This window comes from Blastopirellula marina DSM 3645 (assembly GCF_000153105.1).
GTDB classification, from domain to species: Bacteria; Planctomycetota; Planctomycetia; order Pirellulales; family Pirellulaceae; genus Blastopirellula; species Blastopirellula marina.
In genome coordinates this window covers 2,626,536-2,652,476 of sequence record NZ_CH672376.1, presented here as the reverse complement: position 1 = coordinate 2,652,476, position 25,941 = coordinate 2,626,536, and the positions used below count along the sequence as shown (strand labels likewise).

Sequence of the window (25,941 nt, the reverse complement as noted above, 5' to 3'; positions counted from 1 at the left end):
AAATCATCTCCCCGTATTTGACATATTGGTACACATTTCAAACAGCGCCGCAAAAAAGCCGAACACCAATGCCAGAATCGCCAAAATCACCAACACGACGATTCCCAACGTCCCAAAAACTGACAGAAATACCAGATATATCGGGGTAAGAATTTCGCCGGCGCTACGAATATCTTGATTCGTACTCAGCAGCGCTTGGCGCAGCCCGACGGCGATCGCCAACAATGGCAAACTAATGAATACGACAAAATAGACGAACCAAGTCACGTTCAGGTAAAACAGTCCGATCCCAATTACGAGCAGCGCCGGTATCAAAAAACAGAGCAGTAAGTTGGCGTAGACGCCGCTCGGTTGTTGGGCGAACTCCGGCTTGTCGCGCGTCATCTTCGCGTCGCTACCAATTTCTTCATGCAGTCGGCTCTGGCAAATCCAACACAGCACGGCGTTCGCATAATTTTCGGCGCCGCACCGCCGACATTCGATCGTCGGGATCTCCTGTGACTTCAGGCTCGGCTTTCGCAAATCGTCCGGTTCGTTCATCAATGCCATGTCGTGCGCCCCATGGCCACCATGCACATCGCCAGAAATGCAATGCCAATCGAAATCATGACCAAGCCGCACACGAGGATCATGCCCAAGGCCGAAAGCAGACTCTTCTGCGGCGCCAAGTTCTTACGCTCCTGCACCGGCGTCCGCTCGCGCCGCCACCAATAAAGACAGGGGGAAAGAACAACGACGACAAACTGAGGAAGCTTCGACAGATCGGTGATCGCTATTCCGCCCCCTACGACAATGATCCCGACCGCCGCTAGTATCCATATCGGTTTACTTTCAGGCCGCGACAGCTTTTCGAAGAACGCCGGCGGTTCGATCGGCGGCGTAGTCGGCAATTCAATTTGCTCCTCAAGCCGATGCTGGCAAATCCAACAGTTCACAGTCGTCGCGTCGTTCTCGGCGCCGCAATCAGGACATTTCATCCGGAAAGTGGTCCGCGAGTCTGCGGCGCTCTCATCTTGATGGCTATCCGATTCGCTCATTCACACCACGTTTAAGAAAGGGCCATGGAGACGCAGAGCATGAAAAACAGAATCCCAACCGAGATCGCCAACAGTCCGCCGACGCTGACGAAAATCAAGAGCCCCGTCAAACCGCTGGTCGCTGTCGGTTTGTCTCTCGCTTTTAAGATCCCGCGTAGCGAAAGGCCAACCGCCAGACAGGGGACGCAGACTAAGATGATGTAGAAAATGACCAACACGGGATGAATCAACGACACGCCGCAGCCCACGATCACCATCGCCGCCAACGTCCAGAACGTCAGAGCATTGGCGACCTTCGTGTTGACGCCGGGCACAAATGAAGGAGGTTCATCGCGTATGACGGAAACCAATTCCGCTTCTTCCACCAGCGGGCGCTGGCAAATCCAGCACTTCGCCGCAAACGCGTTGTTGTCGGCGCCGCATTCTGGACAGCGAATTTGCGGCAAGGGGCGAATGTTCAAACTTCGCCCTCCTTCCTGACTCTCTGGGCATAAGCGACCGCTAGATCATTGGCGCGACGCACGATCTGTCCGACGACGATCCCGGCGCCTCCTAAGCTGACCAACGTTATCGCTTGGCTGATCACCGGCACGGTATGCTCCGCGTCGAACCACAACTTGTCGACGGCGCCGACGCTCGCCATAAATCCTGCCATACAGGCCAACGTCGTGAACCAGACCAGCGGCAAATCAAAGCGAAGCCCGGCCAGGATGAGGATGAAAAAGTAAAATGTATCGAGCTGCGTCGCGGTTGGTCCGCCAGACACCGCGATCAGCGCCGAGAGAAACGCAACGTCGACCGCGGTGCTAACATAACTGAGCGCCGGCGGAAACCATTTGCGCAGCAATACCAGCCAGACGGCGAGGGAAAGAAACAGCCAACCGCAGGCGATCAGCGTCGCAAGTTGATGAAAATCAGCGTTGGCCGTACGGCCCGCTTCGTCGAGCAGTCCCAAGTGACGCCACAATTGCAGGCCATAGCAAACGACGATCGCCGCCATCCGCAGCGCAACGACACGCATCTCGGCGACGTACGACTGCCAACGGCGAACGATATACCAATCGCGATCAGGTGTGGTCACTCGGCTCGTTTCCTAGATAAATGGATTGCGGCGAAATCGCTTGGCGAGAATGCATATTTAGTCTATCGACCGAAGCGGGACCGAGGAAATACAACAACGCCAAAACGACCACCGAAGCGACAGCGGCCCCGACAATCACACAGAAGAGGATGATGTCCCCATACTGGACTTGGTAACGCAAGCGATCTTCAACCAAGCTATGGGTACTAATGCAAGTCGCGAAAAAAGTCACGTAGCCTGCCACTGCCGCTACGCCGACAAAAAAGATCGACAACGCCAACGATTTGATCGTGGACCCTACTTGCAAACAATCGGCGTTCCGTTTTCTCCACAAATCAATCGATGATCGAATCACAACGACAAACACCAGCCCACTCGCTGCTAATCCGAAGCCGAAGTCGATGTAGTAGTAAACAGCAAGGGAAATCCCTAGCAAGAAAATCGTTCCCACAAGAAACTCAATCACGATTCGCCATTCAAGCGTTTCCAGTGACTCAAGCTTGGCGAAAACCGCTGACGATTGGAACGGGTTCCCTCCTTGATTCTCATTCATTCGTATCGCCTTTCTCCGCAGGCAATGTCGCTTCTTTCGTCCCTGGACGTCTTGCTTGCAGCATCTTTTTCGACGGCGGCCCCATGAGCCAAACCAACACGCCGAAGGCGACAACCCCGATACCGTAGGCCACGGCGAGCACGATTCGGCCCCGTGCACCGACCGAATGCAGCATCGGGATATCTGTCGCGATCGCGATGCTCATACAACTGGTGACAAATGCGATCCCACTCCCGATTCCCGCCGCAATGACAATCAACACCGATTGGCCGATGGCGAGCAACTGCGTTTTCGTACTGATGACCCAGCCAATTTCAAATTTGCGTTGGAGATCGATCAGCGAACGCAAACTGACCGCCGCGACGGCGATGAAGATTATCGAGCCGAAGAGCCAATCATCCCACAGAAATGGCAATACCAGCAAAGAGGACAACGCCGACGCCGCCCACCAAACGTGCCAACCGCGCCATGGCGCAGCGACCGCCGGATCATACGGTGACTCATACGGATTGTCGCCCTCTTCACTCACGACGCCGGCCCGCTTTCGTTCGTCCTCTTGGGGGCATTTGGCGGACCGCCATGCAGCGCGCGGCGCCGTTCCAGCTGGGTCACCTTCGATGGCCCCATCAGATAGAAGAGCCCCATAATCGCGCCAATCCCTATCAGGACGCCGACGACCATGAACAGGCCGATCAGGTCCCCCCCTGCGCTCGGCGATATCTCTCCGAGGCCAATGGCTCCCGTGAAACAAACGGTGCAACCAGCGATGCCGCCTGCGATGATCGCGACGCTGGCGATCGCTATCGAAGCGCAGAATGACTGTAGCTGCACGCCGGTATCGATGATCCAACCAGCAGCTTGCTTTCGTCCGAGGTCGTAGATCGTTCGCAACAAACTGGGAACGCCCACCAAGGGGATCAAAAAAGTAAGTCCGATCCATGAATCGGAAAAAGCAGCGCCCACGGCGATCACCGTCAGCAGGGCGGTCGCCGACCAAAGCGCCCACCAACGACGCTGGTCGACACCCGCGACTGGCGCGAGCGGCGATTCAAACGGATTGGATTCTTCTTTTTCGGCGTCCATGGGATCGGCTCTGAGGGCAAGGAAGTATCGTCACTGGCGACGATTCTATCCGCAGCACTACCCAAGACGCGAGGAAGGCGCCCCCAGGAGACAGAAAAAATCTCCCCCGAAAAGAAGAGAGCAGGGGAGGACACTAATTTTCGACCGGCGTGATCTCCGTCGCCCAGCTCCACTCGATGCTGTAATCTTCGTCGTCCATGTGCAGGATGCAGATCAGACGGCGGAAATGATGGTCTAAACGCAAGAACGTCGCTTCCAATTCATACTGCGATTGACCGACATCCACAAAGAAACGGTACCGCTTTCCTTCGATCAGCTGATCTGGATGTTCTATCGTCGTCATAACGTCGAATTGCAAACCATCGAAAATACTCCGGCGAAGCAAGCGGCAAAGCGAATCGAAGGCGCGATCACCAAGTCACCGCGTCTTTCGCCAACCCGGCAGCTATTTTATAGGCATTTGGTGCGATGGCAAACATTTCCACGCACAAACCCCCTCCTGTGGCATCCGCCCGGGCGTACCCAAAAAAACGCGGCAGCTGTTGCTACCGCGTTAATAAGGGAACAGTTTTCCGGCGACTTCGCCGATCATTTGCCAACGACATGAAAATCAATCACGTTTTTTCGGCCGGATACTTCCACGATTTGCGTCGTTTCGGAATTGTATTCTTTCGGAAAAAATTCCTTTCGGCCGGCGTCGCGTAACGCTCCTTCATCGCTGGCGACTCGATCGCGCCCCGTCGTTAACTGAACCTTATGCTCGCCCACCAACGCACCGGCCGATGTCGCGTTGAACTTCAAGACATAGCGTCCGTCGCTATCGGTCACCGCGCTTGAGCTGCGGCCCCCTTCGAGCGGCACAAACACAACATTGCAACCATCCACCGGCGCGTCGTTAAAAGTGACTTGTCCTTGTACTTCACCAAGCGGCGGCGTATTGCTATCGCCGCAACCGACCAGGGCAAAGCCGAACATTACGATCGCTAAACATTGACTGCATTGAGAAAACTGAATCATTAAAAACTCCTGTTTCGCTCCCAACCCGACCAAGCAGGAGGGATGCATCGATGGGGTAAGACTGCAAGTTCTAACCAAGCGGCTAATAGGCGCCGTTCACTTGACCATCGTTGCAAGACAAGATCCGCTCGTAGGTCGTATCGACGGGACCGCCAAAATCGTCATCAATATTTTCGCTGAGCAAGTGAACCGAGCCGTCAGCGAAGGCGAATTGAGATCCGCCTGGGTGGAGGCTCGAAAACCCTTGGCGACCATCTCGATCATCACAGGCCGTACCGCAAGTGTCGTTCATGTTGATGTGCGTCTTGCCGCCGCCGACGACAGCGATAAACCCATCCATATAGTTGTGGCAGTCTTCGATATCTTCGTTGCCTGTATGGCCATAGATTAAGCCGGCGCCAAGCTCGACTCCCCCTAGCATCCAAGCACGCTCGCCGACCATCGCGGTATTGCTTGTCCCATCCAACACGTCACGCAGGCGACAGACCATTCGTCGGTTCTGGGCGACGTTCGTCCCGGCGACAAAGATGCCGTTGACCGCCGCAATCTTGGTAGTCCGACCAATGTCGCCGCTATGATTGACCCCTAGATAATTGGCCGTCGCAATTTCGACATCTTGCGACTGGTTTCCGGAACCATTATTGATTTTCAAGCGACTGTTTAACGCGGGCCCAACGTCCGACGGACAGCGCCAACTGGTGATCGGCGATTGCAACACGCGCAGCTTTTCCGCTTTGTTCACCGCTTCGTGCATGCGGTCAGGTTTGCTGGGTGAAAGAATGTCGTACGCGGCCGTTTGTTCGATCTGGGGCAGGATCATCGTTCCCCAACTCCAACTAGCGTGCCGGGTCTCGTCGCCGCCGTTGACTTCGTGGTCATAGCTGATCGCCGGAAAAGCGCCGAAGGTGTCGTGGTAGTTGTGCAGCGCCAAGGCAAGTTGCTTGAGATGATTGGTGCACTGCATCCGGCGCGCCGCTTCACGGGCCTGCTGCACGGCCGGCAGCAACAGCGCGATCAAGACGCCGATAATAGCGATTACGACTAACAGCTCCACTAAAGTGAAGCCATGCTTTCCAGTGGTCTTCATAACAATTGCAATCCTGAGGTAGTAAAAAAAAAGAGAGAGAGGGGACTTCACCGCCAGCATCTTTGCAGTGGTCAAATCGGGCGAGCCACCAAACAGGGCAAGACCCAGTCGTCGGCTCGATTGCCGATCGGGCCAACTTTCAATTCGCCTCCCTGCGGCAGAATGACGCGCCAAACTCGCAGCACCACGTCGATCGATGCTCCAGCGCCTTTCGCTTGCTCCAGTTCATAGTTGATTTTCGTCTCTTGATCGTGATGCGATCCCTTGTCGAGTCCAACGAGCCAACCTGTATCCGCAAAATCACGACGCAGCCATTCGGGCTTAGGCAACCGCTCATCGACCAGCAGATACGCGACCGCTGGGCGCGAGAATTGATAGGTGATTGTCAGATCTTCCCGCAGCGCCAATTGATCATCGAACTTCCAATCATTGGCCATCCGCACATAGTCCAAGCCGACCAACTGCGGGGGCAATCCCGATGCGAGCACGCCGTTCCATTGATGGATCCGATCGGTGTAGGCAGGCGCGTCTTCGACAAATCCTCCGCGCATGATCTGATAGGTCGCTTCCTGATCCGCCCCGTTGTGATGAACCTCGCTAATCACCGACAGGGGGATGTCGCTGTATTCCAAAAAGGAAATGGGATCCATAAACGCCAATTCCTCAATTTTGCCTGTCGTTGGAACGGCGAAGGCATCCCCTTTCGCCATATTGCGTCTCGCCGAGCCGCTGGTAAGTTCCACTGACCCGTCGTACACAATGATCTTGGAATCCCCTTTGCGGTCGACGGCGACGCCAAACTTGGTTCCCAGATCAACCACGCTCGCCTGATCCGTTTGGATCGTAAATCCATGCCCTTCGCTCGGCACTTCCGCGATCAACTTCCCATAGTACAGACGCCAATGCAGCGGTCTCACAACTCGGATACGTAAGGGACCGGTTAGCTGCAGTTGTGCGCCAGCGGATGTTTTGGCCTTGTATTTACCAAGGGGAAGTTCGATCTCGTCGCCGCCAAAAAAATTACGCGGCCCCGCTTCGCCAGACAGGCCGAAAACTTGCACCGCCGGCGGAACTGGTCCGCTGGCGGCAATCAATTGCTGATTGATCCCCGGCGTCATCCAACGATATCCCACGATGGTGCAGCAGCAGATCAATACCGCCGCTAAGCCGATCGCCAACGCGATCCACGCGCCGCGACTGACGGGGAGGATGGGGATTCGTCGGTCCAAGCGTTTTCGTCCCGACAGCGACAACGTCGCTTTCTCGGCTTGGCTTTGTGGCGCGACTTCGGGGACTGCGTCGAATTGTGCGATCAAAGCGAGCCGCGCGCTGGCCTTCGCTTGCGCCGCAAAGCAATCGCGCACTTCGGGTTGAGCCACGATTAAATCGCTAAATGTCTTCCATTGCTCTGGGCTCGCCCGATCGGTCAGGCAGAGATCCATGAGGTCGAGAACCACGGCGTTGGAGATTAACTTGCCTTGGACGTTGCGTCGTGCATTCATAAGTTGTCTCCCCAAGCCGATAGTCGCAAGTCAATGCACTGGTGAAGCCGCTCGCGAATCTTTCTCAGCCGTTTGTAAACGGCGTTGGACGAGAGCCCAAACAACTCACCGATTCGCTCCACCGTGTTCGCTTTTTTGTAGGAAGCCCAGAGAAGCGATCTTTGCTGTGCGGGAAGCTTCTTGACGCATTGTTCCAGCGCCGCCAAGCGATCATTCCAACCATCCTCTCGTGCAATCATCGCGTCATCCAACGCTTCCATTGCCGCGTCGCTTAACATCAGCTCCTGCTTTCCTTTTTCGGCGAGAAAGCGCTTCGCTTCGATGCGAGCCATCCCAAACGCCCACGGTAAAAACTCGCGCTGCGGATCAAACTGCTCCCATTTCTTCCACAGCCCAAGACTGGTCCGTTGGAACACTTCCTCGGCGTCATTCCAATTGAAGATCAGAGAATAGACGTACGCCTTCAATCGTTCCTGATTGACGATATAGGCCTCGGCAAAACTTGCCTGATTCATCGAAGAGGGTTCAGGGGTAGAAATCATGTGGTTTCGCCGGCTGCCGCGCCCGCCCTTTTTGCAAACGACCCAATGGTTCTGTTTCAGGTGCACTCCAGGGGAATGCCTTAGTTTGGCCACGAAAACCAACGAATCGCAGCGAATATTCTCGATATGAGGAAATCCTCACACAAAGCCCAACTTTGGAGGCCAACCTCACGGCACGCGCGAGCTTTCAGATCGAGCGATATCTCTGTTCCGCTCGAAAATTCGTACTCCCAGAACAAAAGCCGAAGCCGCTTCGACCCTAGCGTGGATCGAAAAATTCGGCGTCGCATGTCTCTTCCCAAGCACTCCCGTAATTCGCCAGCATTTTGGCCTAAATTTTCTAAACATTTTGAAAAAAACCGCTGGTTCGCGAAAATTCTCCCCCCAACCTTTCATATGAGGGCGCCTGAACTTACAACGACCCACTGTGTCCAGAAAAACGGCGGCCTGCACCCCAACCAAATGGCTCCGTTGTCGGATCGCAGGTCGCCGGCTAGAATGGGCGACGAGAATTGCCCTTTGGCAAGATCGTGAAGTGGGCACGCCCACCCACGAGCCTAAGGAGGGTAAGCGAATGGTTAGCGGCTTCATTGGAAATGAAGTGCTCCGTAAGGAGTTGCGAGTTCGAATCTCGTGCCCTCCGCTACCGCGTAAGGCCGTCAACGCAAGTCGTTGACGGCTTTTCTTTTGCGCTGATCCCAACATTTCTTGATTCTCCTTTGTACTAGTTTTGTACTAACCCTACGGTCCGGAATTATCCGTTACAATTCGGTTGGAACCGGTAATCAGGTTGATCAACTCGTGAGCCTGCTTATCGTTCACATGTACGTAGTAATCCAGGACTCCGTCATCAAGAGTTCCTACCCATCGTCGAACGATCTCCCGCGGGACGCGCAGGTCAATAACGGCGTGGGTAACGAAGGATGGAATTGCCCATGAAAAGTTGACAGTGGATCGAGAGATGTCAGACTTCTCTGACAGGAGATCCGATTCATGCCCAAGCGTCGAACATTCAGCCGAGAATTCAAACTGGCCGCTGTCAAGAAGATCACCGAACAAGGGCTGTCGTACGCAGCTGTCGCCAAAGACTTGAGTGTGGGTGAAACCTTGCTTCGTAAATGGAAGAAGTCCCTGGATGAAACAGGGGCCCTTCCGGTCGCCCCCGCTGGCGGCCAGTCGGTCGAGGCTGAGTTGAAACGGCTCCGTGAGGAGAACCGTCAACTCAAGATGGAACGCGACATTTTAAAAAAAGCGACGGCGTTCTTCGCCAAAGAAAGCAACTGAGGCTCAAGTTCATTGACAGGCATCACGATCGGTGGCCGATCGCGGTGCTCTGTCGAGCTCTCGAAGTGACGCGTGCGGCGTACTACCGATTCACTCATCTCGATGTCACGGCGACCGAGACAAAACAAAAGCAAATCACTCGCGCCATTCAAGAGGTTCATTCCGAGAAGCATTTCGATGCTTACGGAAGTCCAAGAATGCACCGAGAACTGATAAGTCGCGGTATTGAATGCTGCCGAAACACGGTCGCAAAATGCATGCGGATGGCTGGAATCCAGGCAAATCGCCGCACCAAATTCAGAATTTCGACAACCGACTCCAACCACGACCAACCGATTGCCCCCAATCTGCTTGACCAAAACTTCTCCACGGAAACCATCAATCAAGTTTGGCTCACGGATATCACTTACCTACCGACCAAAGAGGGATTCACTCACTTGTGCGCTTTTGTCGACCTGCATTCACGCAAGATCATAGGTTGGAAGACCAGTCGCAACATCGATTCGGAGTTGGTGGTCGCGGCGTTGGACCAATCACTTGCGTTTCGCTCACCGAGAGCCGGACTGATAGTTCATAGTGATCGCGGTTCGCAGTATGCCAGCGAACATTTTCGCAGCCGGTTAGCCGTCCACGAAATCGTTCAGAGCATGAGTCGTCGCGGCAACTGCTACGACAACGCGCCGATGGAATCCTTCTTCAAGAGCTACAAGACCGAGGAAGCCCAGATGATCTACGAAACGCACGAACACGCCACACGTGGCGCATCGGACTACATCGAACGCTTTTACAATCCTCGTCGCCTGCACTCGTCACTCGATTACCGAAGTCCAATCGAGTTCGAGCAAGCGATCAAAGAACCGTTACTCGTGGGCGCGCTCTGATCCAGGCCGCGCCAATTACCTGCCCGTTAAGACCGATCCACTGTCAACTTTTCGTGGGCAATTCCAAAGTTCTAGGAGATCACCCGACATTCGCTCAATTTCTTTTCGGATGATCATTGGTGAAATCGAGGCCGGAACAATGACGTGCTCTTCCAGGCAAGCCAATTCTGCCCTGATCTCCTCCCACTTCTGCTCCTTCGTTGCCAGAAGATTCAAGAGCGTCTGAAATTGGCCATTAGGGCCACTCTTTGCGAGAGCCTCTCCCAAGTTGTCACATTCGTTGCGTAGCTGTTCCATCTGTTTCTTTAACTTGTGACAAATGGACTCGTGGTCGGTATCCTTCTTCAGAACTGTACCAATGTGCTCTACCAAGACTTCCATTGTCGAATTCAACGAGAGCAATTCTCTGACAACCACTTCACTGATTTGGCGATGAGTTAACCCTCGTAGTGCCGTCGCCTTATTCCAGCAAGCTCCGCTACCAGAATTACTGCAGCGATACCCACCTTCGTTTCGGCCATCAGACCACATTTTTCCTCCGCAGATACCGCAGACGAACAGAGTAGACAGGGGGAATCGAGTAGTTCTCGGGATACCCGCGAGAGGATGCTCGTCTCCGGAAGGAACACCATTGTTCCTCCGTCGCTCGTCGATTTTTCTATTAGCCGCGTACCACAGTGCATCAGACACGATACGCAAATTAGGCATTTCTCGGGTAAGCACCTGGTCTGGTCGGTGTCGCTGTTTGGACTTGCCAGTTCGAAGCTTCTTTTCTGATACCTTGTGGCGATAGACATCGTGTCCACGATAGATTGACCGGCGGATCAATTCGTTGACATTGGTTTTGGAGTAGGCAATATTTTTTGCGCCTACGCATTTCCTAAGACCTTTTTTAGTTAGCCAGCCAGCCACCAAAGTGGGGTGATCGCCAGCTGCAATCATTTCGTATGCGGATTTGACAAGTGCAGCTTCGACCGTATCGATGCTATCGAAAAATGGTCCGCTTTCCGGCTCTCTGGAAGTCGCAGGATATGAGGCGCGCCGGGAATAGCCAGGGCGAAGTTTGCCGATACCTGCCCCCATTTCCCAAAGGGCATCGTGACTTCGTTTGATACGATAAGCGGTGAACTTGTTGGCTTTAGCATGATGCCTTGCGGCATCATGCAATCGATCTCGCCAATCCGGTTCGGCAGTATCCACGAAATCATTGATACAGATAACCCGAATCCCTTCGTCGACAGCTTCTTCGACAAGGACCATACACTCGGTCTCGTGGCGGTAGAGCCGGCTGGAATCCTCGGCAATAATCAAATCCCAGGCACGCTTGGCAATGCCTTGTCGAAGTCGATCTATGCCGGGGCGCGAAACCAGTTCCCCTGACATTTCAGCATCAGAAAGCTGAGTCGTCTCGAATTCAGGTGCATTATTTTCCCTGAGAATTTTCTCGGAGTAGGCGTACTGATCAGTAATACTGCGTGGATTTTGTTCATCGGTGCTGTAGCGGGCATACTCTGCGACTTGCAACAGCCGTCCTTTTGGAGCAACAATCGGCATGCGGAGGCGCATCAGCACACCTCCCGTTGGCAATCAATCCAAGCAGCAAAGTTTTGTACTAAATTCGTACTAATGCCAATGCGCGAAAACGGGAAAGCACCGGAATTTACCGGCGCAAACCGCGCTACGAAACAGACCAACACACAACCAATAACTTCCGCAAACCATTGCTTAGGAAAGAGATACGCCAAAATACCCGGACGAATCTCGTGCCCTCCGCTACCAGAACAGGCCGTCAACGTAAGTCGTTGACGGCCTTTCTTTTGCGCTGAACTTCCTATGTCCTAAAATCGCCTTCACAGGCCTATCGCCGCTTTCCCTGGCGACGCCGACGACAACGGACGCAACCGCGGCGGCGCTACGAATAGTTGGGAGTGGTCAACGCATCTTCGATTTTGGACGGATCGAGTTTCTTGATCTTCGGCTCGCGTTGTTTTCGTGTCTTCGCCGGAACCAACGACTTCATGGATTCTCGTTTTCCGAAGCACAACAAGCGATCGCCCGGCTCAAGCTCACGGGTCGCCTTCGGATTGGGAATGACTGATTTACCTCGGTAAAGCGTCAGGATGTTGATGTCCAGATCGGTGAAAGCTGCGTCCGCGATCGTCTTGCCGATGAAATGGGATCCTTCAGGGATAACCAGTTCGCAGACGCCATACCCGCGACTTACCGTCAGTCGCTGCCGAATATCCATTTCGGGGAAATCGACATGGGCGGCACAGTAGTCGATGATCGCGCCGGCAATGTCCTGACCTGTCGCACGTTCAATCCCTTCCAGTCCCGGCGAACTATTGACCTCCATCACTTGAGGCCCATCGTTCCCCTCCAGCATGTCGACGCCGGCGACTTGTAAACCCATGATTTGTGCAGCTCGCACGGCGGTGTCATTGAACTTTTCATCTAGTTCCACCGCTTCGACCATCCCCCCGCGGTGAACATTGCTGCGAAACTCGTCCCCCTGGGCGACACGTCGCATCGCGCCGATGACCCGATCCCCCACGACAAACGCGCGAACGTCACGACCTTTGCTTTCGGCCACGAAGCTTTGCAACAGAACGTTTTGCTTCGCTGTTTGCAGCGTCTCGATGATCGCTTCGGCGACTTTGATCGTATCGGCCAAGATCACGCCGACTCCTTGCGTCCCTTCGAGCAGCTTGATAATCACCGGCGCTCCGCCGAGCCGTTCGATCGACGGGATGAGATCGGCCCGATCGCGCACAAACGTCGTTTTCGGCATGCCAATATGGTGCCGACTAAGAATCTGCATGCTGCGCAGCTTGTCTCGGCTATTGGAGATTCCGCCCGAAGAATTGGCGACAAACACGTTCATTTGCTCCAGTTGGCGCACCACGGCGGTGCCAAAGTAGGTCACACTAGCGCCAATTCGGGGGATCATCGCGTCGTAGTCCGCAAGCGGCTTGCCTTTGTAATAAAGATCCGGCTTGCCGGATTGCAGGTCGATGGAACACTTTAACGTATTGACGACCGAGACCTTAAACCCACGGTCTTTGGCTGCGGCAACCAGACGGCGCGTACTGTAACAGCGCGGGGCGGTGGACAGAATTCCGAGTTTCATCGTGTCATCCGTGTTGGGCGTATGTCTTCAAATTAGAACGTCAATTCCGGCGATTGAATTGTATCAGCTGAGACATCATGTTTCGCAATTTCGTGCTTGTCCTGCGTATTTTTAATCAGGACACGTTGTGCCAGCCATCTTCTCTCCGAATTCCTGCGAGCGATCCTTTTCTGCGGCTGACAAGCGTGATCGTGCCGCTGCATGCAATGTCTCTCGCAAGGGGAAGTTGCACAATGGCATAGCAATTTACGGCAATTTCGTGCGAGAATCATTGACGCTAGAATTTCAAGGTCGCTGAATGCGGACGAAACTTGACCAACTGTATGGAGCATTCATTGTTTACGAATCGGGTCCTCCCGGCGCTGCTGCTAACCGCACTGTTCGGCTGGAATTCCGCTTCGGCCCAGCCATCCTCATCCTCCGACACCGCGGATGACAACAGGGGCGTCCTCCAAGTCGGTACGAAACAAAGCCCTCCCTTCTCCTTCAAAAACCGCGACGGATCGTGGTCAGGCATCAGCATTGAGCTTTGGAAACAGCTGACCGACCAACTGAATCTCGAGTATGAATTTCGGGAACTGACGCTTGACGATATGCTCGCCGGCCTAGAATCGGGAGACTTAGACGCCGCCGTCGCCGCTATCAGCGTGACGGCGGATCGGCATGAACGGGTTGAGTTTTGCCATCCCCACTTTTCTACGGGACTGGGCATCGCGGTCAGTACGCGGGACCGAAGTGATCCCTGGATTCTGTTGCGGCGCGTGCTGTCGAGCAGCTTGATTCAGATCGTGCTCGCGATGATCGGGATCGTGGTCATCTGCGGCTGCTTGTTTTGGTTTTTCGAGCGAAAGCAAAACACCACCACGTTTGGCGGTAAGCGGCGAGAAGGGATTGCCGTGGGCGTGTGGTGGTCCGCCATCGTCCTGTTAGGACACAAGGGAATCTTTCCGGTAAGTACGATGGGACGGATCATCGCGTTGTTGGCGATGCTCGCCAGCATTCTGGTGATGTCCATCTTCACCGGCGTCGTGACGTCTGTTCTAACGGTGCAACAACTCGATACCGGAATCGCGCGCGCCACCGATCTTTCTCATGTGCGGGTCGCTACGGTGACGTCAAGCACGAGCGCTGACTACTTGGCGCAGCGTCGGATCAAATTTCGCGGCTATGCGACTCCGCTCGAAGCGATCCAGGCGGTGGCCGACGATCGGGCCGATGCGATGGTCTACGACGAAGCGTTGCTCAAGTTTCTCGCGAGCGACGAATTCTTAAATCAGATCGACGTGTTGCCGGTCTCGTTCAACGAACAGGAATATGCGATCGCATTGCCGCCAGAGAGCGACCTTCGCAAACCGCTCAACGAAGAACTGCTTCGGTTTCGGGAGAGCGACGCCTGGGATGAGCTTATCTATCGATACTTGGGAGAATAGCATGACCCGTGTTTCTTTTTGGCTGCTATCGCTCGCATTCCTGATCGCCATGACGGCGGCCGGCCTAGCCCAAGACGACGCGAACCCTCAGCAACCGGCCGACCAGCCGTTGAGGCTGGAAGTACCCGAAACGCTCGTCGTCGGCACGCGCGAGGTTCCTCCTTTCGCGATGCGGAACAAAGAGAATCAATGGGAAGGGATCAGCATCGACCTGTTGCGGGACGTCAAAGCCGAGTTAGAAGCGAGATCAGGCCATCCCGTCGACTTGCAGTTCCAAGTTCTGCCGCTGGAAGAGTTGCTAGATGCCGTCGAAAACTCGCAGGTAGACCTGGCCGCCGCCGCGCTGACGATGAACTACGAACGTGAGAAACGCATGGATTTCACGCATTCGTTTTACGCTTCGGGGCTGGGGATCGCGATCGGCGCCAAGCATCGTCGGTCTGGCTGGTCCGGGATTATCGACGCCTTTTTGTCTTTGGCGTTTTTGCGGATTGTCGCCGGCCTGATCTTGGCGATGTTCATCAGCGCCGTCGGGATTTATCTGTTTGAACGCCGGCACAATCGAGAGCATTTTGGTCACGGCTGGATGAACGGCATCGCTTCCGGAATGTGGTGGGCGGCCGTCACCATTACGACTGTCGGTTACGGAGACAAAGTTCCGACCTCTCTCGGCGGTCGCATGATCGGCCTGATTTGGATGTTTGCGGGGTTGTTTATAATCGCCGGATTCACCGCTGCGGTTACCTCCGCCCTCACGTTGACCGAATTACAAGCGCGGATCAACGGACCATCTGAGTTGTCGCGCGTCAAAGTCGCGACCGTCGAAGGCTCCACTTCGGCCGACTATCTCCGTGCTCGACACATTATGTACGTGAAGCACCCAAATGTAGAATCAGCGCTCGACAGCCTGGTCGCCGATCAGTGCGACGCGGTGGTTTATGACGAACCAATTTTGAAGTACCAAATCTTTCAAAACTTCGCAGGCGACGCCTATGTGTTGCCGGTCACCTTCGAGCGACAAAATTACGCTTTCGCGTTGCCGAGCGGCAGTCCCCTGCGAGAAACCGTCAACCAAGTGCTGCTGCGACGAACTTCCAGCCCTAGCTGGGAAGAAGTCTTAGCGAGCTACTTTGGCGAGAGCCAGTAAAAATTGCAGCGTCTTAGAATCGACCAGATCTGCATTGCTTCGTCAGGCCACGCAAGGCCGTGGCAATGGCGCCCGCAAATCGGAAAAACGGCGTGAAAGCGGACTCTTAACCTGGCGCAAATCTCGGGCCGAACAGTATTGGGCCAAGGCCTGGCCTACCGGGCGGTGGATTCCATCCATTGATCTAGCCAGTCCTGAATCACGGCGGGCGCTCCTGATGCGGCGATGGTTGCGTCGGGACGGATCAAGAGGCCGGAGTTGCTGTGCAGTCCGAGCGCTTGGTTGAAATTCCGCTGGGGATCTTGAAAATCTTGACCGAAACGGACCACCTGTACGAGCGGACTGCCGGGCCAAGCATCGGGCTTGGTCTCAGACATCAAGAGGAGCGTGTAAACCGCGTCTAGCTTCCGAGGGCGGAGCAATGCGATCGAACTACAGACCTGGCCATCGATCTCGATCGGCACGTCGGGCAATGTCATGCCGGGTTTGACGTTTCCTTCACTCTCACCAGCAAGCGAGCTGTGTAAGTAGGCGACGTCATCTTCGGCCAAGATCGATGTGACCATTTTGCGGACCGCTGGAATGTGCGTGACGATCGACTGAATGACATCCTGAACTCCGCGCGTCAGACGGTTGGTCGACATCGTCATGCGCATCGCACGACCGCTCACCTTTAAGACGCGCTCGGCGACGGGATGCCGTTCTTCCTGGTAGGTTTCGAGCAACGCCGGGGAAGCGTCTCCCTTCCAGACCAACGCGACTTTCCACGCCAGATTGACGGCATCTTGAATGCCGGTATTCATCCCCTGGCCGCCGGCGGGACTATGGACATGCGCCGCATCGCCTGCGACAAAGACTCGGCCATGGACGTATTGGGATACTTGCCGTTCGTTGATACGAAAATCGGCGAGCCAATGCGAATCGGTGATTTTCCACTGCAGCCGCGTGCGCTCGATCAGCGCGGCTTGCAGATCCTGGACCGTCGGATCTTGGCGAGGAGTCGTGGGATCGGCCACTCCGGCTTCGACAAAGATTCGATAACGCGTATCGGTGATCGGAAAAAGCTGCAAGCTTCCTTGGTCCGAATTGGTGGAATAGAGCCAGCCATGGTCGAGCGTCCGTTCATACTCGGACTTTGGCGCATGCGGATTCACGCCATCCTCGACTTCCACTTCGATATCGCCCAGCAACCAGCGATAGGCGATCGATTCGCCTGAGAAGTTGAGCCCCAGGCTATGCCGGACCGTCGAATGAGCGCCGTCGCAACCAAAGAGATACGGCGTTTCCAGCTCTTCGGCTCCATCTGGCGTTTGGAGCTGACAAACGACGCGATCCTCGTGTTGGACGAACGATTCTAAACTGGTTTGACGCTCGACCGTGACGCCTTGCTGTTTGAGGGCCTCTATCAATCGGTTCTCAATCTTCGACTGCGGAATGAGTAATCCCGGCGGCAAAACGTGCGCCCCGTTTTCGAGCGTCATTGTCGCCTGATAGGCGCCTTGATCAAAAAAACGCAAACCTTTCGGGACTAGTCCGCACGCGAGCCAATCTTCATACGGGATGACCGGATCCAAGTTAATGATGGAGCGCCGCCACAGGACGAGAGCCTTTGAAAGCGTCGTCGGCGCCTCGTTGCGGTCGATGATGCGCAGCGGAATTTGAAACCGTGAAAGCGATAGCGCCGCGGCCAACCCTACGGGGCCCGCTCCGACGATGAGAATGGGAGATTGCATCGAACGATCCATCGCTAGGGAAATGGCCATCGCTAGGGAAATGGCCATCGTTTGGGAAACGGGATGGCGGCGGCCGCCAAGCGCGCCAAGACGATTTGCTCTGGATTGTACCGACTTCGGGCCAATCCAAGAACGTGGATTCGTTTGCAGCGGATGGCCGCATGCGATACGAAACGCGACGGGCGCGGAACCGCGAAAACTTCCTACGATTCGGCTGCGATCCACCGATCGGTTTCCAATCAATCACCATGGGCGCCCTGCGACCACGCGCCATTCGTCAGAACATCCAGCTAGGTGGATCAAAAATGGAATCGACTGGACGCTTCCAATTTTTTGCCAGCGATTCTACACGTGGTATGTAGGCGCAAAACGTTGATTTTATCGAGTGCGATGCAGTTCTTATGCGACTCTGGCATGCGATTCGCGATTCTAAGTGCAGAGACGAAGAAACTTTTCGCCAGTTTAGAGAAACCGCAGGGGCAACTTGCGTTTTTGCATTTGGGAGATATCGAGAGTATGGAAATTCTTACAAGACTTTGGCGTGATGAAGCAGGTTTTATCATCACCATTGAATTGATGTTGATCGCCACAGTCCTGGTGATCGGAATCTTAGTCGGCTTGGTCGTCATCCGTGACGCAATCACATCCGAACTGTCGGATGTTGGGGGTTCGATTAGCGATATGAATCAATCGTATGCGATCTATGGAATCACCGGTCCATCGGCCGCTGTCTCGGGAAGCGGCTTCGCTGACAATACCGACTCGAACGATACGCCGGGTGATCCGCCTGGCATGATGGACAACTGCATTATGGTCACGCCCACCTACACCAATGAGTCCGGCGCCGCTCCGAGCCCAAACGGATACTAACGGCCAAGCCATCACTCGAAAAACAAAAACAGCGGCGAGCCGGCAAAGTGCAGACTCGTCGCTTTTGTTTTCAATCGCGCGAAAATGACGCTACTTCTGGGCCATTTCCCAATCGGGAGCTTCCGCCAAAACAGCGTCGTACTTGGCCTGCAGTTGCTTCGCCAACCGCGCCACAACTTCCGGCTTTTCCGCCGCCAGATCGTTGGTCTCGGCCAAATCGTCCGCCAGATTGTAAAGCTCTAGCGTCGACAGTTTCGCCTGCTTGATTGCCTGCGACATTTCGGGCCGAAAATTGCCGCCGAATTTCTTTTCGCCTAGTGCGACGTGGGCGACCAATTTCCAATCGCCATCGCGGATCGCGACTTTGGCGGGACCAATCGCGTTGTAGTAATGCCAGAAGAGCAGGGCAGGGCGATCCACTTTTTCTCCCTGCAACGACTTGGCGAAACTAGCGCCATCCAGCGTCTGATCGGTCGGCGCAGCGACGCCGGCCAATTCGCACAACGTCGGTAAAATGTCGAGCCCGCAGATCGGCTCGTCGCTTTCGCCGCCCGGTTGGATACGTCCGGGAAAACGGAGGATGCCGGGGACGCGAATCCCCCCTTCGTAGATATGCAGCTTCATCCCCCGCAGCGGACCAGGCGAACCATGCGAACGCCAGGCGCTGCGATATCGGTTGAGCGTTTCTGGTCCGTTGTCGCTGGTAAAGTAAACGAGCGTGTTGTCGGCCAGTTTCAGTTGGTCGATCGCACTCATCAGCCGACCAACAGCGCTGTCCATGTTCTCTACGTTGGCGTAGTACAGGGCTTCCCCCTTCTTTTTTGCGTCGCCGTAATGAGCGACCAATTCGTCCGGCGACGCGATCGGCTCATGCGGTTCATGAAAGCAGACGAACGCAAAGAACGGCTTTTCGTCGTCGCGACCTGACTTCAGCCAGCGGATCGCTTCATCGGCGACGACCTGGCACGCGTAGCCATCCTGCTTGCCGACCGGTTCGCCGTTGCGGACAAAGTTGGTCGGATTGGCGTGCGTCGGTGCCGCGTTGTTTTGCGTGCTGAACCAATGGGCGAACCCTTGATCGCCTGGCTGCGGCTGCTCGTCGCTATTGAACTTGCCGTTTAAATGCCATTTGCCGACATGACACGTATCGTAGCCAGCATCCTGCAGCAGCGATGCGACGGTCGTTTCGCTCTGTCGCAGATGCATGACATTGTCGGCCGGAATCCAATCGTAAACGCCAACTCGACTCGGCGTGCGACCTGTCATCAATCCAGCGCGGGAAGAAGAACAGACCGGCGCCGAAGCGTAGCATGCAGTCAACCGCATCCCTTGCTTGGCCAATGCGTCCAAGTTGGGCGTCTTGATCGTTGGATTGCCGTAACAAGCTAAATCGCCGTAGCCGAGATCATCGCACAAGATGACCAAAAAATTAGGCCGATCTGTTTCCGCCGCGGCCCAGGTCGGCAGCGCCAACAACAGAGCCAATCCCAATAAGAGCGTTCGCATTACTTCGCTCCTTTCGGGTTGTTTTTCTTGGCTTTCGGCGTCGGGAACTTCCATCTTTCGCTGGGCGTATACGCCGCGGCCATCCGTTTGGTCATCGCTTTGACCTTTTCGGGATGGTCGGCGGCCAGATCATGCTCTTCGCCCAGATCACTCTGCAAGTTGTACAAACGAACCGGCGTGTTGATCGGCTGTTGAATCGCTTTCCAATCTCCCTGGCGAATCGCTTGGGCGCCTCCTTGTTCGTAGAAAGCCCAGTAGAGATAGTCGTGCTGAGGCTGCTCTCCCTTGCCGGTGATCGTCGGCAAAAAGGAGATGCCGTCGATGCCGGCAGGAACCTCTTTGCTGACGCCGGCGACGGCGGCCAATGTCGGCATGACATCCCAAAAAGCGCCGGCGAAATCGGACTCGCTGTCGGCTTTCACATGTCCCGGCCAACGCACGATCGTCGGGACGCGGATCCCTCCTTCGTGCAGGCTGCGTTTAATCCCTTGCAATGGACCGTTGGAATCGGCGAAATCAGGATCGTTCCCTCCTTCTTTGTGCGGGCCGTTATCCGACGTGAAAATCACGAGCGTATTGTCGTCAATTCCATCTTGCTTTAGTTGGGCGAACAACGTGCCGAGATCGCGATCCATTCGCGAAATCATCGCGGCATGTCCCTTTTGCGGCTCGGGCCAATCTTTGTCGGCGTACTGGCCATAATCGGGAACCTCCATTCCTTTATCGCCGGCTTGATTGTTGGCGTGCGGAATGGTCAACGAGAGATACAGGAAGAACGGCGCATCCTTTTTCGCCGCACGATCGACGAATGCGAGCGCTTCTTCCATGATTAAGTCATGCGAGTATTCGACTTTCTCTTTCGCGACTCCTTTCCCGCTCTCATCTTCATTGAGCGGCACGTTTTTCAATGCGACGCGTTCTTCGTTTCGCATCAGAAAGGTCGTGTAGTAGTTGTGCGCGTGTCCCTGATCGAGATAACCATAGAAGTAGTCGAAACCTTGCCGGGTCGGCACGCCGTTGGAACCTTCATGACCCAATCCCCACTTGCCCATTAGCGCCGTTTGATAGCCGGCCGCTTTCAAAACTTCGGCGACGGTCACGTCGCTGGGACGTAGATTGTCTCTGGCGTTGCCGCGAATAAAACAATGTCCGGTATGCAGGCCGGTCATCAACACGCAGCGTGAAGGGGCGCACACCGTGCAACCCGCATAGAAGTCGGTAAGCCGCATCCCCTCCTGCGCCATCTGATCAAGATTGGGGGTCGAGATCTTTTGCTGGCCGAAACAACCGAGATCACCGTAGCCGAGATCATCGGCCATCACAAAGATGATGTTGGGGAGATCGTTGGACTCGGCTTTCAGCTGCGTTGCAAACAACAACTGCGTGAAGAATGCTGCAAACGCGAGTGCAGTGATACTGCGTAGCCAATAATGTGGGCATGTTGGGCGACGACTGGGATCGCCATAGGTAAGCGACGAATTGGCAAGGAACTGGGTCATATAGAATCCCCCTTTCTGAATGGCGGGTGCGCTGCAATTATTTCGACTTGGCGATTCGCCACAGTCGCGGCGTTTGTTGCGCATAAAAAAACCAAGGGACCGCGGTCGGCAAACCGGATGGCCATCCCTTGGCGGCAAGAAACCGAACTCGGTTTCTTGCTTTAGTCTCTTCTCTCTTCTCTCTACAGTCAATTCCCGACCGCTACCCCGGCGATAAAAAGGGGAAATTGAAAATCGCCAGTGTCAAAGCAGCTTCCGTCTGACTTACTGCAACTTCGATGACTTGGTGGCAAACCCAATCGGCAGCGAACCGGGCTTTCGGCGGTCGCATGGTCGACATGGATTGTTGAGTTCTATTTCCGATTCAACTCAAACAAAAACTGATTCGGCCCTTCCGCGGTGACCGTCACCGAGATTCCTTCGCGGATCCGGCCATATTTGTCCGGCACCAGATCGACCGCTCCGGCTTCCATCGGCTGGTCATAGATCGTCACGGTGTATTCTCCGATTGCGACCCCTTGCTTCTGACCATTTGTCCACAGATCGAGAACTTCACCGTTGACGACTTGGCCATTCGAAGCCGGGCCAGGCAAGGCAGGGCTGAACGAGATCTGAGCTTTTTGTAAAGGCTCGCCATCCAGCGTAACCTTCGCAGAAATCGGAACCGTCGGCGGCAGCGCGGGAAGCCGATCACTGCAGCCGGTCCAAACGCTGAAGGCCGACGCCGCGAAGAAAAGCGACAAGGAGAGACGCAGGGTGCGGAGCATAAGACTTACTTTGGTTGCGGCGTGGACTGGAAGATGAATCTGCAAACGGCAAGCAGGCCAGGCGATCATTTCGGGCGCCGCCTGGTTTCGCTGACCCCATAACCTGCAATGGAAGGTCTCTACAACGGCTCGGTCGTTTCGCTGTTGGCGCGCGTGCCGTAAGCCTGGAAGACCGAACGAGCAACCGTTTCCGACACAAACCGAACCGAAGCGTCCCCAAAGGTCACATTGGCCCCGCCGGTGTGTCGACTGCGCGCATACATGACCGCATCATCGACCCCCTGACCGTTACAAGGCGCATAGGAAACGCTTTGGCAGGTACTCAAACGGTCGCCAACCAAGGTATTCGGCGATTCCTGCGTGCTAAAGCATGCGGAGATTCGGCGGCCGAAGTAATAGCCGCCGCGCAGATCGATCACTTCTCCTGAGGCGCCGCCGTAAGGTACGAGCAAGATCTCGCTCATCAGAGCCGTGTTGGAAGCGCCATCGACAATATCGCCAAATCGGGTGGCGGATTTCGCATAGAAAATTCCGTCGCGGTTCAGCATGTTCGGATCGCCGGATGGGGTGAAATAATCTGAACCGCTGCAAGCGACGTAGTTTCCGTTGAAGCCCCATCGTTCATACCATTGCGACGATGCGCCGGTGTCAATGATTTTGGGACCGTTCGGGTCGCTAGGACAAGTCAGCGATTCAATCACCGTGAACCGCCCTGGAGCCGTCGCGGCCATGTTGCCGGTGGCGAAGTGCTGCTTCATTCCGTCATACAGGTTGCCTTGCTCGATAAACGGCAAAATCATCTGCATCCACGTGGGCGGACACTTTTCAAATTGTGGATCGCTAGAAGCGGGATCGTAGTTGGCGCGTCCAACCACGCCGGGAGGAAATTTGCCGAACGTGTCATGGTAATTGTGCATCGCAAGGCCCAACTGCTTTAAGTTGTTGGTGCATTGCATCCGCCTAGCGGCCTCGCGAGCCTGTTGCACCGCCGGTAATAGCAATGCGATTAAGACGCCGATAATCGCGATGACAACTAGCAATTCGACCAGAGTAAATCCGATCATCTTGCGATTTCGTGATGCTGGCATGAAGAGATCCTTAGGATGAAAAGTATCGAGGAATCGCGCAAGGAAGAGCTCGTAGAAGATATTCCAACGCCAAACGTAAATTCGCGTCAAATTCCAAGAAAATAGCGCAGATTTAAAGAAATAATATACTTCAAGGCGCGATGACGCTCCCATTTGGCGCCATCACGATGCTGAAAATCATGCTTGCCGAGTTGAACGAGGAGTTCGCAGCGCCCACGACGCTGCAGAATAGATGGAGAAATGCGCAAAGATTCCTAGAGGAAATGGCTGCGACGACTGACGCCAACGATTCTGCAGAACCAGATCGGACGAAAGCATCGAGCTGGCGAGAACTGGCCGGTGCTACTGGCCAAGTTCCGTATTCAAGCGTTCTAAAACGATGGCCGCCTGCTGTCGTTGCTCGGCCGTGCAACGGTGATGCGGCGACGCTAAGCGGTCATCGCAAATGCCCATAATCGAGAGGGCCGTTTTTGTGATTGCGATTAACGGCAACAGCGGCAAAGAGCGATCGGCGACGTTGTAGAGCGCTTCGATTTGGTTAATTTTGGTTTGGTAACTTTTGACCAACGAAACGTCGTTAGCTCGATGCGCTTGCATTAAGTTGGCGAACAAGCGGGGAAACAAGTTCGTGCCGAGGTTGACTCCTCCGGTACCGCCAGCATGCAGCGATTCCGCCAACAAAGTTTCGTGCCCGATAAAGAACGCCCAATCAGGTCGGATCGATTTTAGACTCGTCAGCTTGCGGTAATAATTGATGTCTTGGCTGCTATCTTTGATCCCCACGATCTGCTCGATTTGCGCCAGTTCCGCGACGGTCTCAAACTCGAACCAGAGCTTGGTCATCGCCGGCATGTTGTACAGCAGTAAGGGGAGTTCGGTCTCCTGCAGAACTGCTTGGACGTAGGTGACCAGTTCCGCCTGGCTGACCGAAAAATAAAACGGCGTCGTCAGCACAATTCCGTCGGCTCCTGCTTCGGCCGCCGCTTGGGCCAGCCGGTTGGTCTCGACAATCGAGTTGTCGGTGATTCCCACCAAAACCGGCGCGCGGCGATTCACAATTTGGCAGGCCTTCTGGACAAACTCGGCGCGAAGCCGATGGCTGAGACTTGCGATTTCGCCGGAAGACCCCAACAAAAAGATCCCGTCGACCCCTCCGGCAATCAAATGTTCGAGCAAGCGTTCACAGCCCGCTTCGTCGATTTGATCTGGCCCGGCCAGCGGCGTAACGATCGGCGGAAACATGCCTTGAAACGGGGAAGATGTCGTCGTGAGGGAGTTGGCAGGCACGGTCTATTTCACTTCCAGGTGGTGCGTATCGGCGACGTCGACAATCGTACTGTTGGTCCGCGTTATCCAAAGAGTGGAGCGATCGGTTGTCCCCCGTCGGTGATCGGGACAGGGCGATCTCCGTCGTAGAGCGACTTCGCGTAGTCAATTCCCATCGCGGCATGAATGGTCGCAAAGAAATCAGGCACCGAGACCGGATCGGCGGCGATGTTTTGCGAAAGGTCGTCCGTTTGGCCATAAGCGCCTTGATGCTTTAAGCCGCCGCCGGCAAGGACGCAGGTAAACGTTGAACCTTGATGTCCGCGTCCGCCGCCGCCATCAAATTGCGGGGGTCGTCCAAATTCGGTCGTCACGACGATCAGCGTCTTGTCCAAGAGCTTCCGGTTTTCCAGATCGCTGATCAGCGCAGAGAGCGCGTCGTCCAGTTCATGGATCAGCTTGTGCTGGTCAAGAATGCCGCGATTATGCACGTCCCAACCGGCGCCGTTAAGGAAGTTCAGATTATGCGAGACTTCGATAAAACGGACTCCTCGTTCGACGAGTCGCCGAGAAAGTAAACAACGCTGACCGAATTCGCCGCCATAGCTTTCGCGCAGCGCCGCCGGCTCACTCTCCAGCTCAAAGCTACGCATGAAGTCGGGGCCGCTCAGTCGCAGACTAAGCGCCGCGGCCGCATCGTAGTCTTGCAAAAACTTATCGCTCGTTGGCGGCTGCTCGCTACGGACTTGCGTCAACAGTTGGTCACGTCGCTTTTGTCGCTCGGCCGTAACCGTCAGATGGCGAGAGAGCCCGGCAGGGCCGCGTCCCGTTTCAGTCAAATACAAGTAACTATGTTGGGCCCCTAGAAAACCAGGTCCGCGTGAGCTATTCGGATAGCCGATCAACACGTAAGAGGGCGCCGATTCTGAAAGAGCGCCGCGCTCGTGCGAAATGATGGAACCGAGCGACGGATAAACGACCGTGCCGCTCACAGGGCGGCCGACATGCATCCAATTGGTCGCGGCGGCATGTTCGTCGATGACCGAATGGTGAACCGTGCGAACGGCCGTGACGCGGTCCATGAGCCCGGCCACCTTCGGCAGATGCTCGCAGACAGAGACGCCGTCGACCGCCGTAGGAATCGGGTCGTAGTAGGCGCCTGCTTTTTGCTTGCCGGGATTCCCCTTCGCCTTAGGATCGAAGGTATCAATCTGGCTCATGCCGCCGCCTAGCCAGATCGATATGACGTGTTCGGCTTGTCCTTGAACGCGCGGCGACGCTGCCGCGGCGGCCCAAGTTGGTGCTGCGGCCAGACCGGCGGCAGTTGCGCCGGCGGCCAGAAACTGTCGGCGATCTAAATGAGAAGTCGGGGATTTGAACATGGCTATTGTCTCATTGAGTTTTTAAAGGCAGGCTGCAAGCAGGTAGGTCATTTTGG

At 55.2% G+C, this 25,941-nt stretch carries 25 protein-coding genes and 1 tRNA gene; 5 read left to right on the top strand and 21 right to left on the bottom strand.

The annotated features are described in order from the left end of the window. Positions 1–3: 3 nt before the first annotated feature. From DSM3645_RS12850 to DSM3645_RS12795, 12 genes are all read right to left on the bottom strand, one after another. A complete protein-coding gene (locus DSM3645_RS12850; protein WP_154657804.1) occupies positions 4–540 on the bottom strand; it encodes a hypothetical protein in 537 nt (178 codons plus the stop codon). After that, positions 540–1,037, bottom strand: a complete 498-nt coding sequence (locus DSM3645_RS12845; protein WP_002652619.1) for a hypothetical protein — start codon at positions 1,035–1,037, stop codon at positions 540–542. The genes DSM3645_RS12850 and DSM3645_RS12845 overlap by 1 nt, the downstream gene beginning before the upstream one ends. An 11-nt stretch (positions 1,038–1,048) precedes the next feature. Beyond that, positions 1,049–1,498, bottom strand: a complete 450-nt coding sequence (locus tag DSM3645_RS12840) for a hypothetical protein (protein ID WP_040351814.1) — start codon at positions 1,496–1,498, stop codon at positions 1,049–1,051. Then, positions 1,495–2,118: a hypothetical protein gene (locus tag DSM3645_RS12835; protein ID WP_002652617.1), complete on the bottom strand. Its 624-nt coding sequence runs from the start codon at positions 2,116–2,118 to the stop codon at positions 1,495–1,497. The genes DSM3645_RS12840 and DSM3645_RS12835 overlap by 4 nt, the downstream gene beginning before the upstream one ends. After that, the gene (locus tag DSM3645_RS12830) at positions 2,105–2,671 is read right to left on the bottom strand and encodes a hypothetical protein (protein ID WP_002652616.1); all 567 of its coding nucleotides are present in this window, start codon (positions 2,669–2,671) and stop codon (positions 2,105–2,107) included. Before DSM3645_RS12830 ends, DSM3645_RS12835 begins: the two co-directional genes overlap by 14 nt. After that, a complete protein-coding gene (locus DSM3645_RS12825) occupies positions 2,664–3,200 on the bottom strand; it encodes a hypothetical protein (RefSeq protein ID WP_002652615.1) in 537 nt (178 codons plus the stop codon). Before DSM3645_RS12825 ends, DSM3645_RS12830 begins: the two co-directional genes overlap by 8 nt. Continuing rightward, positions 3,197–3,754 (bottom strand): hypothetical protein, encoded by a 558-nt coding sequence (locus DSM3645_RS12820; protein ID WP_002652614.1) that lies wholly within the window; start codon positions 3,752–3,754, stop codon positions 3,197–3,199. Before DSM3645_RS12820 ends, DSM3645_RS12825 begins: the two co-directional genes overlap by 4 nt. 133 nt (positions 3,755–3,887) lie before the next feature. Further along, positions 3,888–4,097 carry a hypothetical protein gene (locus tag DSM3645_RS12815; RefSeq protein ID WP_002652613.1) on the bottom strand — a complete coding sequence of 70 codons (210 nt, stop codon included), beginning with the start codon at positions 4,095–4,097 and terminating at the stop codon, positions 3,888–3,890. 245 nt (positions 4,098–4,342) lie between these two features. Then, complete coding sequence (locus DSM3645_RS12810) at positions 4,343–4,771, bottom strand: carboxypeptidase-like regulatory domain-containing protein (protein WP_050769372.1); 429 nt, start codon at positions 4,769–4,771, stop codon at positions 4,343–4,345. Positions 4,772–4,853: 82 nt separating this feature from the next. Further along, positions 4,854–5,858: a DUF1559 domain-containing protein gene (locus DSM3645_RS12805; RefSeq protein WP_002652611.1), complete on the bottom strand. Its 1,005-nt coding sequence runs from the start codon at positions 5,856–5,858 to the stop codon at positions 4,854–4,856. 71 nt (positions 5,859–5,929) lie between these two features. Next, a complete protein-coding gene (locus DSM3645_RS12800) occupies positions 5,930–7,360 on the bottom strand; it encodes a FecR domain-containing protein (protein WP_002652610.1) in 1,431 nt (476 codons plus the stop codon). After that, complete coding sequence (locus DSM3645_RS12795; protein WP_081444811.1) at positions 7,357–7,902, bottom strand: sigma-70 family RNA polymerase sigma factor; 546 nt, start codon at positions 7,900–7,902, stop codon at positions 7,357–7,359. The genes DSM3645_RS12800 and DSM3645_RS12795 overlap by 4 nt, the downstream gene beginning before the upstream one ends. A gap of 561 nt (positions 7,903–8,463) precedes the next feature. Here DSM3645_RS12795 and DSM3645_RS12790 point away from each other — a divergent pair. Then, positions 8,464–8,545 (top strand) — tRNA-Ser (locus DSM3645_RS12790). 350 nt (positions 8,546–8,895) lie between these two features. Next, a protein-coding gene (locus DSM3645_RS29430; RefSeq protein WP_085970161.1) for an IS3-like element ISBlma4 family transposase occupies positions 8,896–10,067 on the top strand; the annotation gives its coding sequence in 2 pieces (ribosomal slippage) (positions 8,896–9,145 and positions 9,145–10,067; 1,173 coding nt in all). A 15-nt stretch (positions 10,068–10,082) separates the two neighbouring features. Here DSM3645_RS29430 and DSM3645_RS12775 read toward each other — a convergent pair. Next, complete coding sequence (locus DSM3645_RS12775; RefSeq protein WP_002652606.1) at positions 10,083–11,633, bottom strand: recombinase family protein; 1,551 nt, start codon at positions 11,631–11,633, stop codon at positions 10,083–10,085. A gap of 346 nt (positions 11,634–11,979) precedes the next feature. Continuing rightward, positions 11,980–13,197, bottom strand: coding sequence for a RimK family alpha-L-glutamate ligase (locus DSM3645_RS12770; RefSeq protein ID WP_002652605.1), 1,218 nt, complete (start codon positions 13,195–13,197; stop codon positions 11,980–11,982). Between the two features lie 335 nt (positions 13,198–13,532). On the opposite strand from DSM3645_RS12770, the gene DSM3645_RS12765 reads away from it, so the two are divergent. After that, positions 13,533–14,627 carry a transporter substrate-binding domain-containing protein gene (locus DSM3645_RS12765; protein ID WP_161603335.1) on the top strand — a complete coding sequence of 365 codons (1,095 nt, stop codon included), beginning with the start codon at positions 13,533–13,535 and terminating at the stop codon, positions 14,625–14,627. Position 14,628: 1 nt separating this feature from the next. After that, entirely contained in the window at positions 14,629–15,774 is a 1,146-nt protein-coding gene (locus DSM3645_RS12760; protein WP_002652603.1) for a transporter substrate-binding domain-containing protein, read from the top strand. 155 nt (positions 15,775–15,929) lie between these two features. On the opposite strand, the gene DSM3645_RS12755 is transcribed toward DSM3645_RS12760, so the two are convergent. Beyond that, on the bottom strand, positions 15,930–17,555 hold the full coding sequence (locus DSM3645_RS12755) for an FAD-dependent monooxygenase (protein ID WP_131282517.1): 1,626 nt from the start codon (positions 17,553–17,555) through the stop codon (positions 15,930–15,932). A gap of 366 nt (positions 17,556–17,921) precedes the next feature. Here DSM3645_RS12755 and DSM3645_RS12750 point away from each other — a divergent pair, with 366 nt between their 5' ends. After that, positions 17,922–18,377 carry a Flp family type IVb pilin gene (locus tag DSM3645_RS12750; protein WP_002652601.1) on the top strand — a complete coding sequence of 152 codons (456 nt, stop codon included), beginning with the start codon at positions 17,922–17,924 and terminating at the stop codon, positions 18,375–18,377. A gap of 90 nt (positions 18,378–18,467) precedes the next feature. On the opposite strand, the gene DSM3645_RS12745 is transcribed toward DSM3645_RS12750, so the two are convergent. The 6 genes from DSM3645_RS12745 to DSM3645_RS12720 form a co-directional block, all read right to left on the bottom strand. After that, positions 18,468–19,883 (bottom strand): sulfatase, encoded by a 1,416-nt coding sequence (locus DSM3645_RS12745; RefSeq protein ID WP_002652599.1) that lies wholly within the window; start codon positions 19,881–19,883, stop codon positions 18,468–18,470. Next, positions 19,883–21,382: an arylsulfatase gene (locus tag DSM3645_RS12740; RefSeq protein ID WP_081444809.1), complete on the bottom strand. Its 1,500-nt coding sequence runs from the start codon at positions 21,380–21,382 to the stop codon at positions 19,883–19,885. The genes DSM3645_RS12745 and DSM3645_RS12740 overlap by 1 nt, the downstream gene beginning before the upstream one ends. Before the next feature lie 353 nt (positions 21,383–21,735). Continuing rightward, on the bottom strand, positions 21,736–22,149 hold the full coding sequence (locus DSM3645_RS12735) for a hypothetical protein (protein WP_002652596.1): 414 nt from the start codon (positions 22,147–22,149) through the stop codon (positions 21,736–21,738). A 119-nt stretch (positions 22,150–22,268) separates the two neighbouring features. Next, positions 22,269–23,237, bottom strand: a complete 969-nt coding sequence (locus tag DSM3645_RS12730) for a DUF1559 domain-containing protein (RefSeq protein ID WP_040352509.1) — start codon at positions 23,235–23,237, stop codon at positions 22,269–22,271. 342 nt (positions 23,238–23,579) lie between these two features. Beyond that, on the bottom strand, positions 23,580–24,524 hold the full coding sequence (locus tag DSM3645_RS12725; RefSeq protein ID WP_131282514.1) for a dihydrodipicolinate synthase family protein: 945 nt from the start codon (positions 24,522–24,524) through the stop codon (positions 23,580–23,582). A gap of 62 nt (positions 24,525–24,586) precedes the next feature. Then, positions 24,587–25,885, bottom strand: a complete 1,299-nt coding sequence (locus tag DSM3645_RS12720) for a DUF1501 domain-containing protein (RefSeq protein WP_002652593.1) — start codon at positions 25,883–25,885, stop codon at positions 24,587–24,589. Positions 25,886–25,941: the final 56 nt, after the last annotated feature.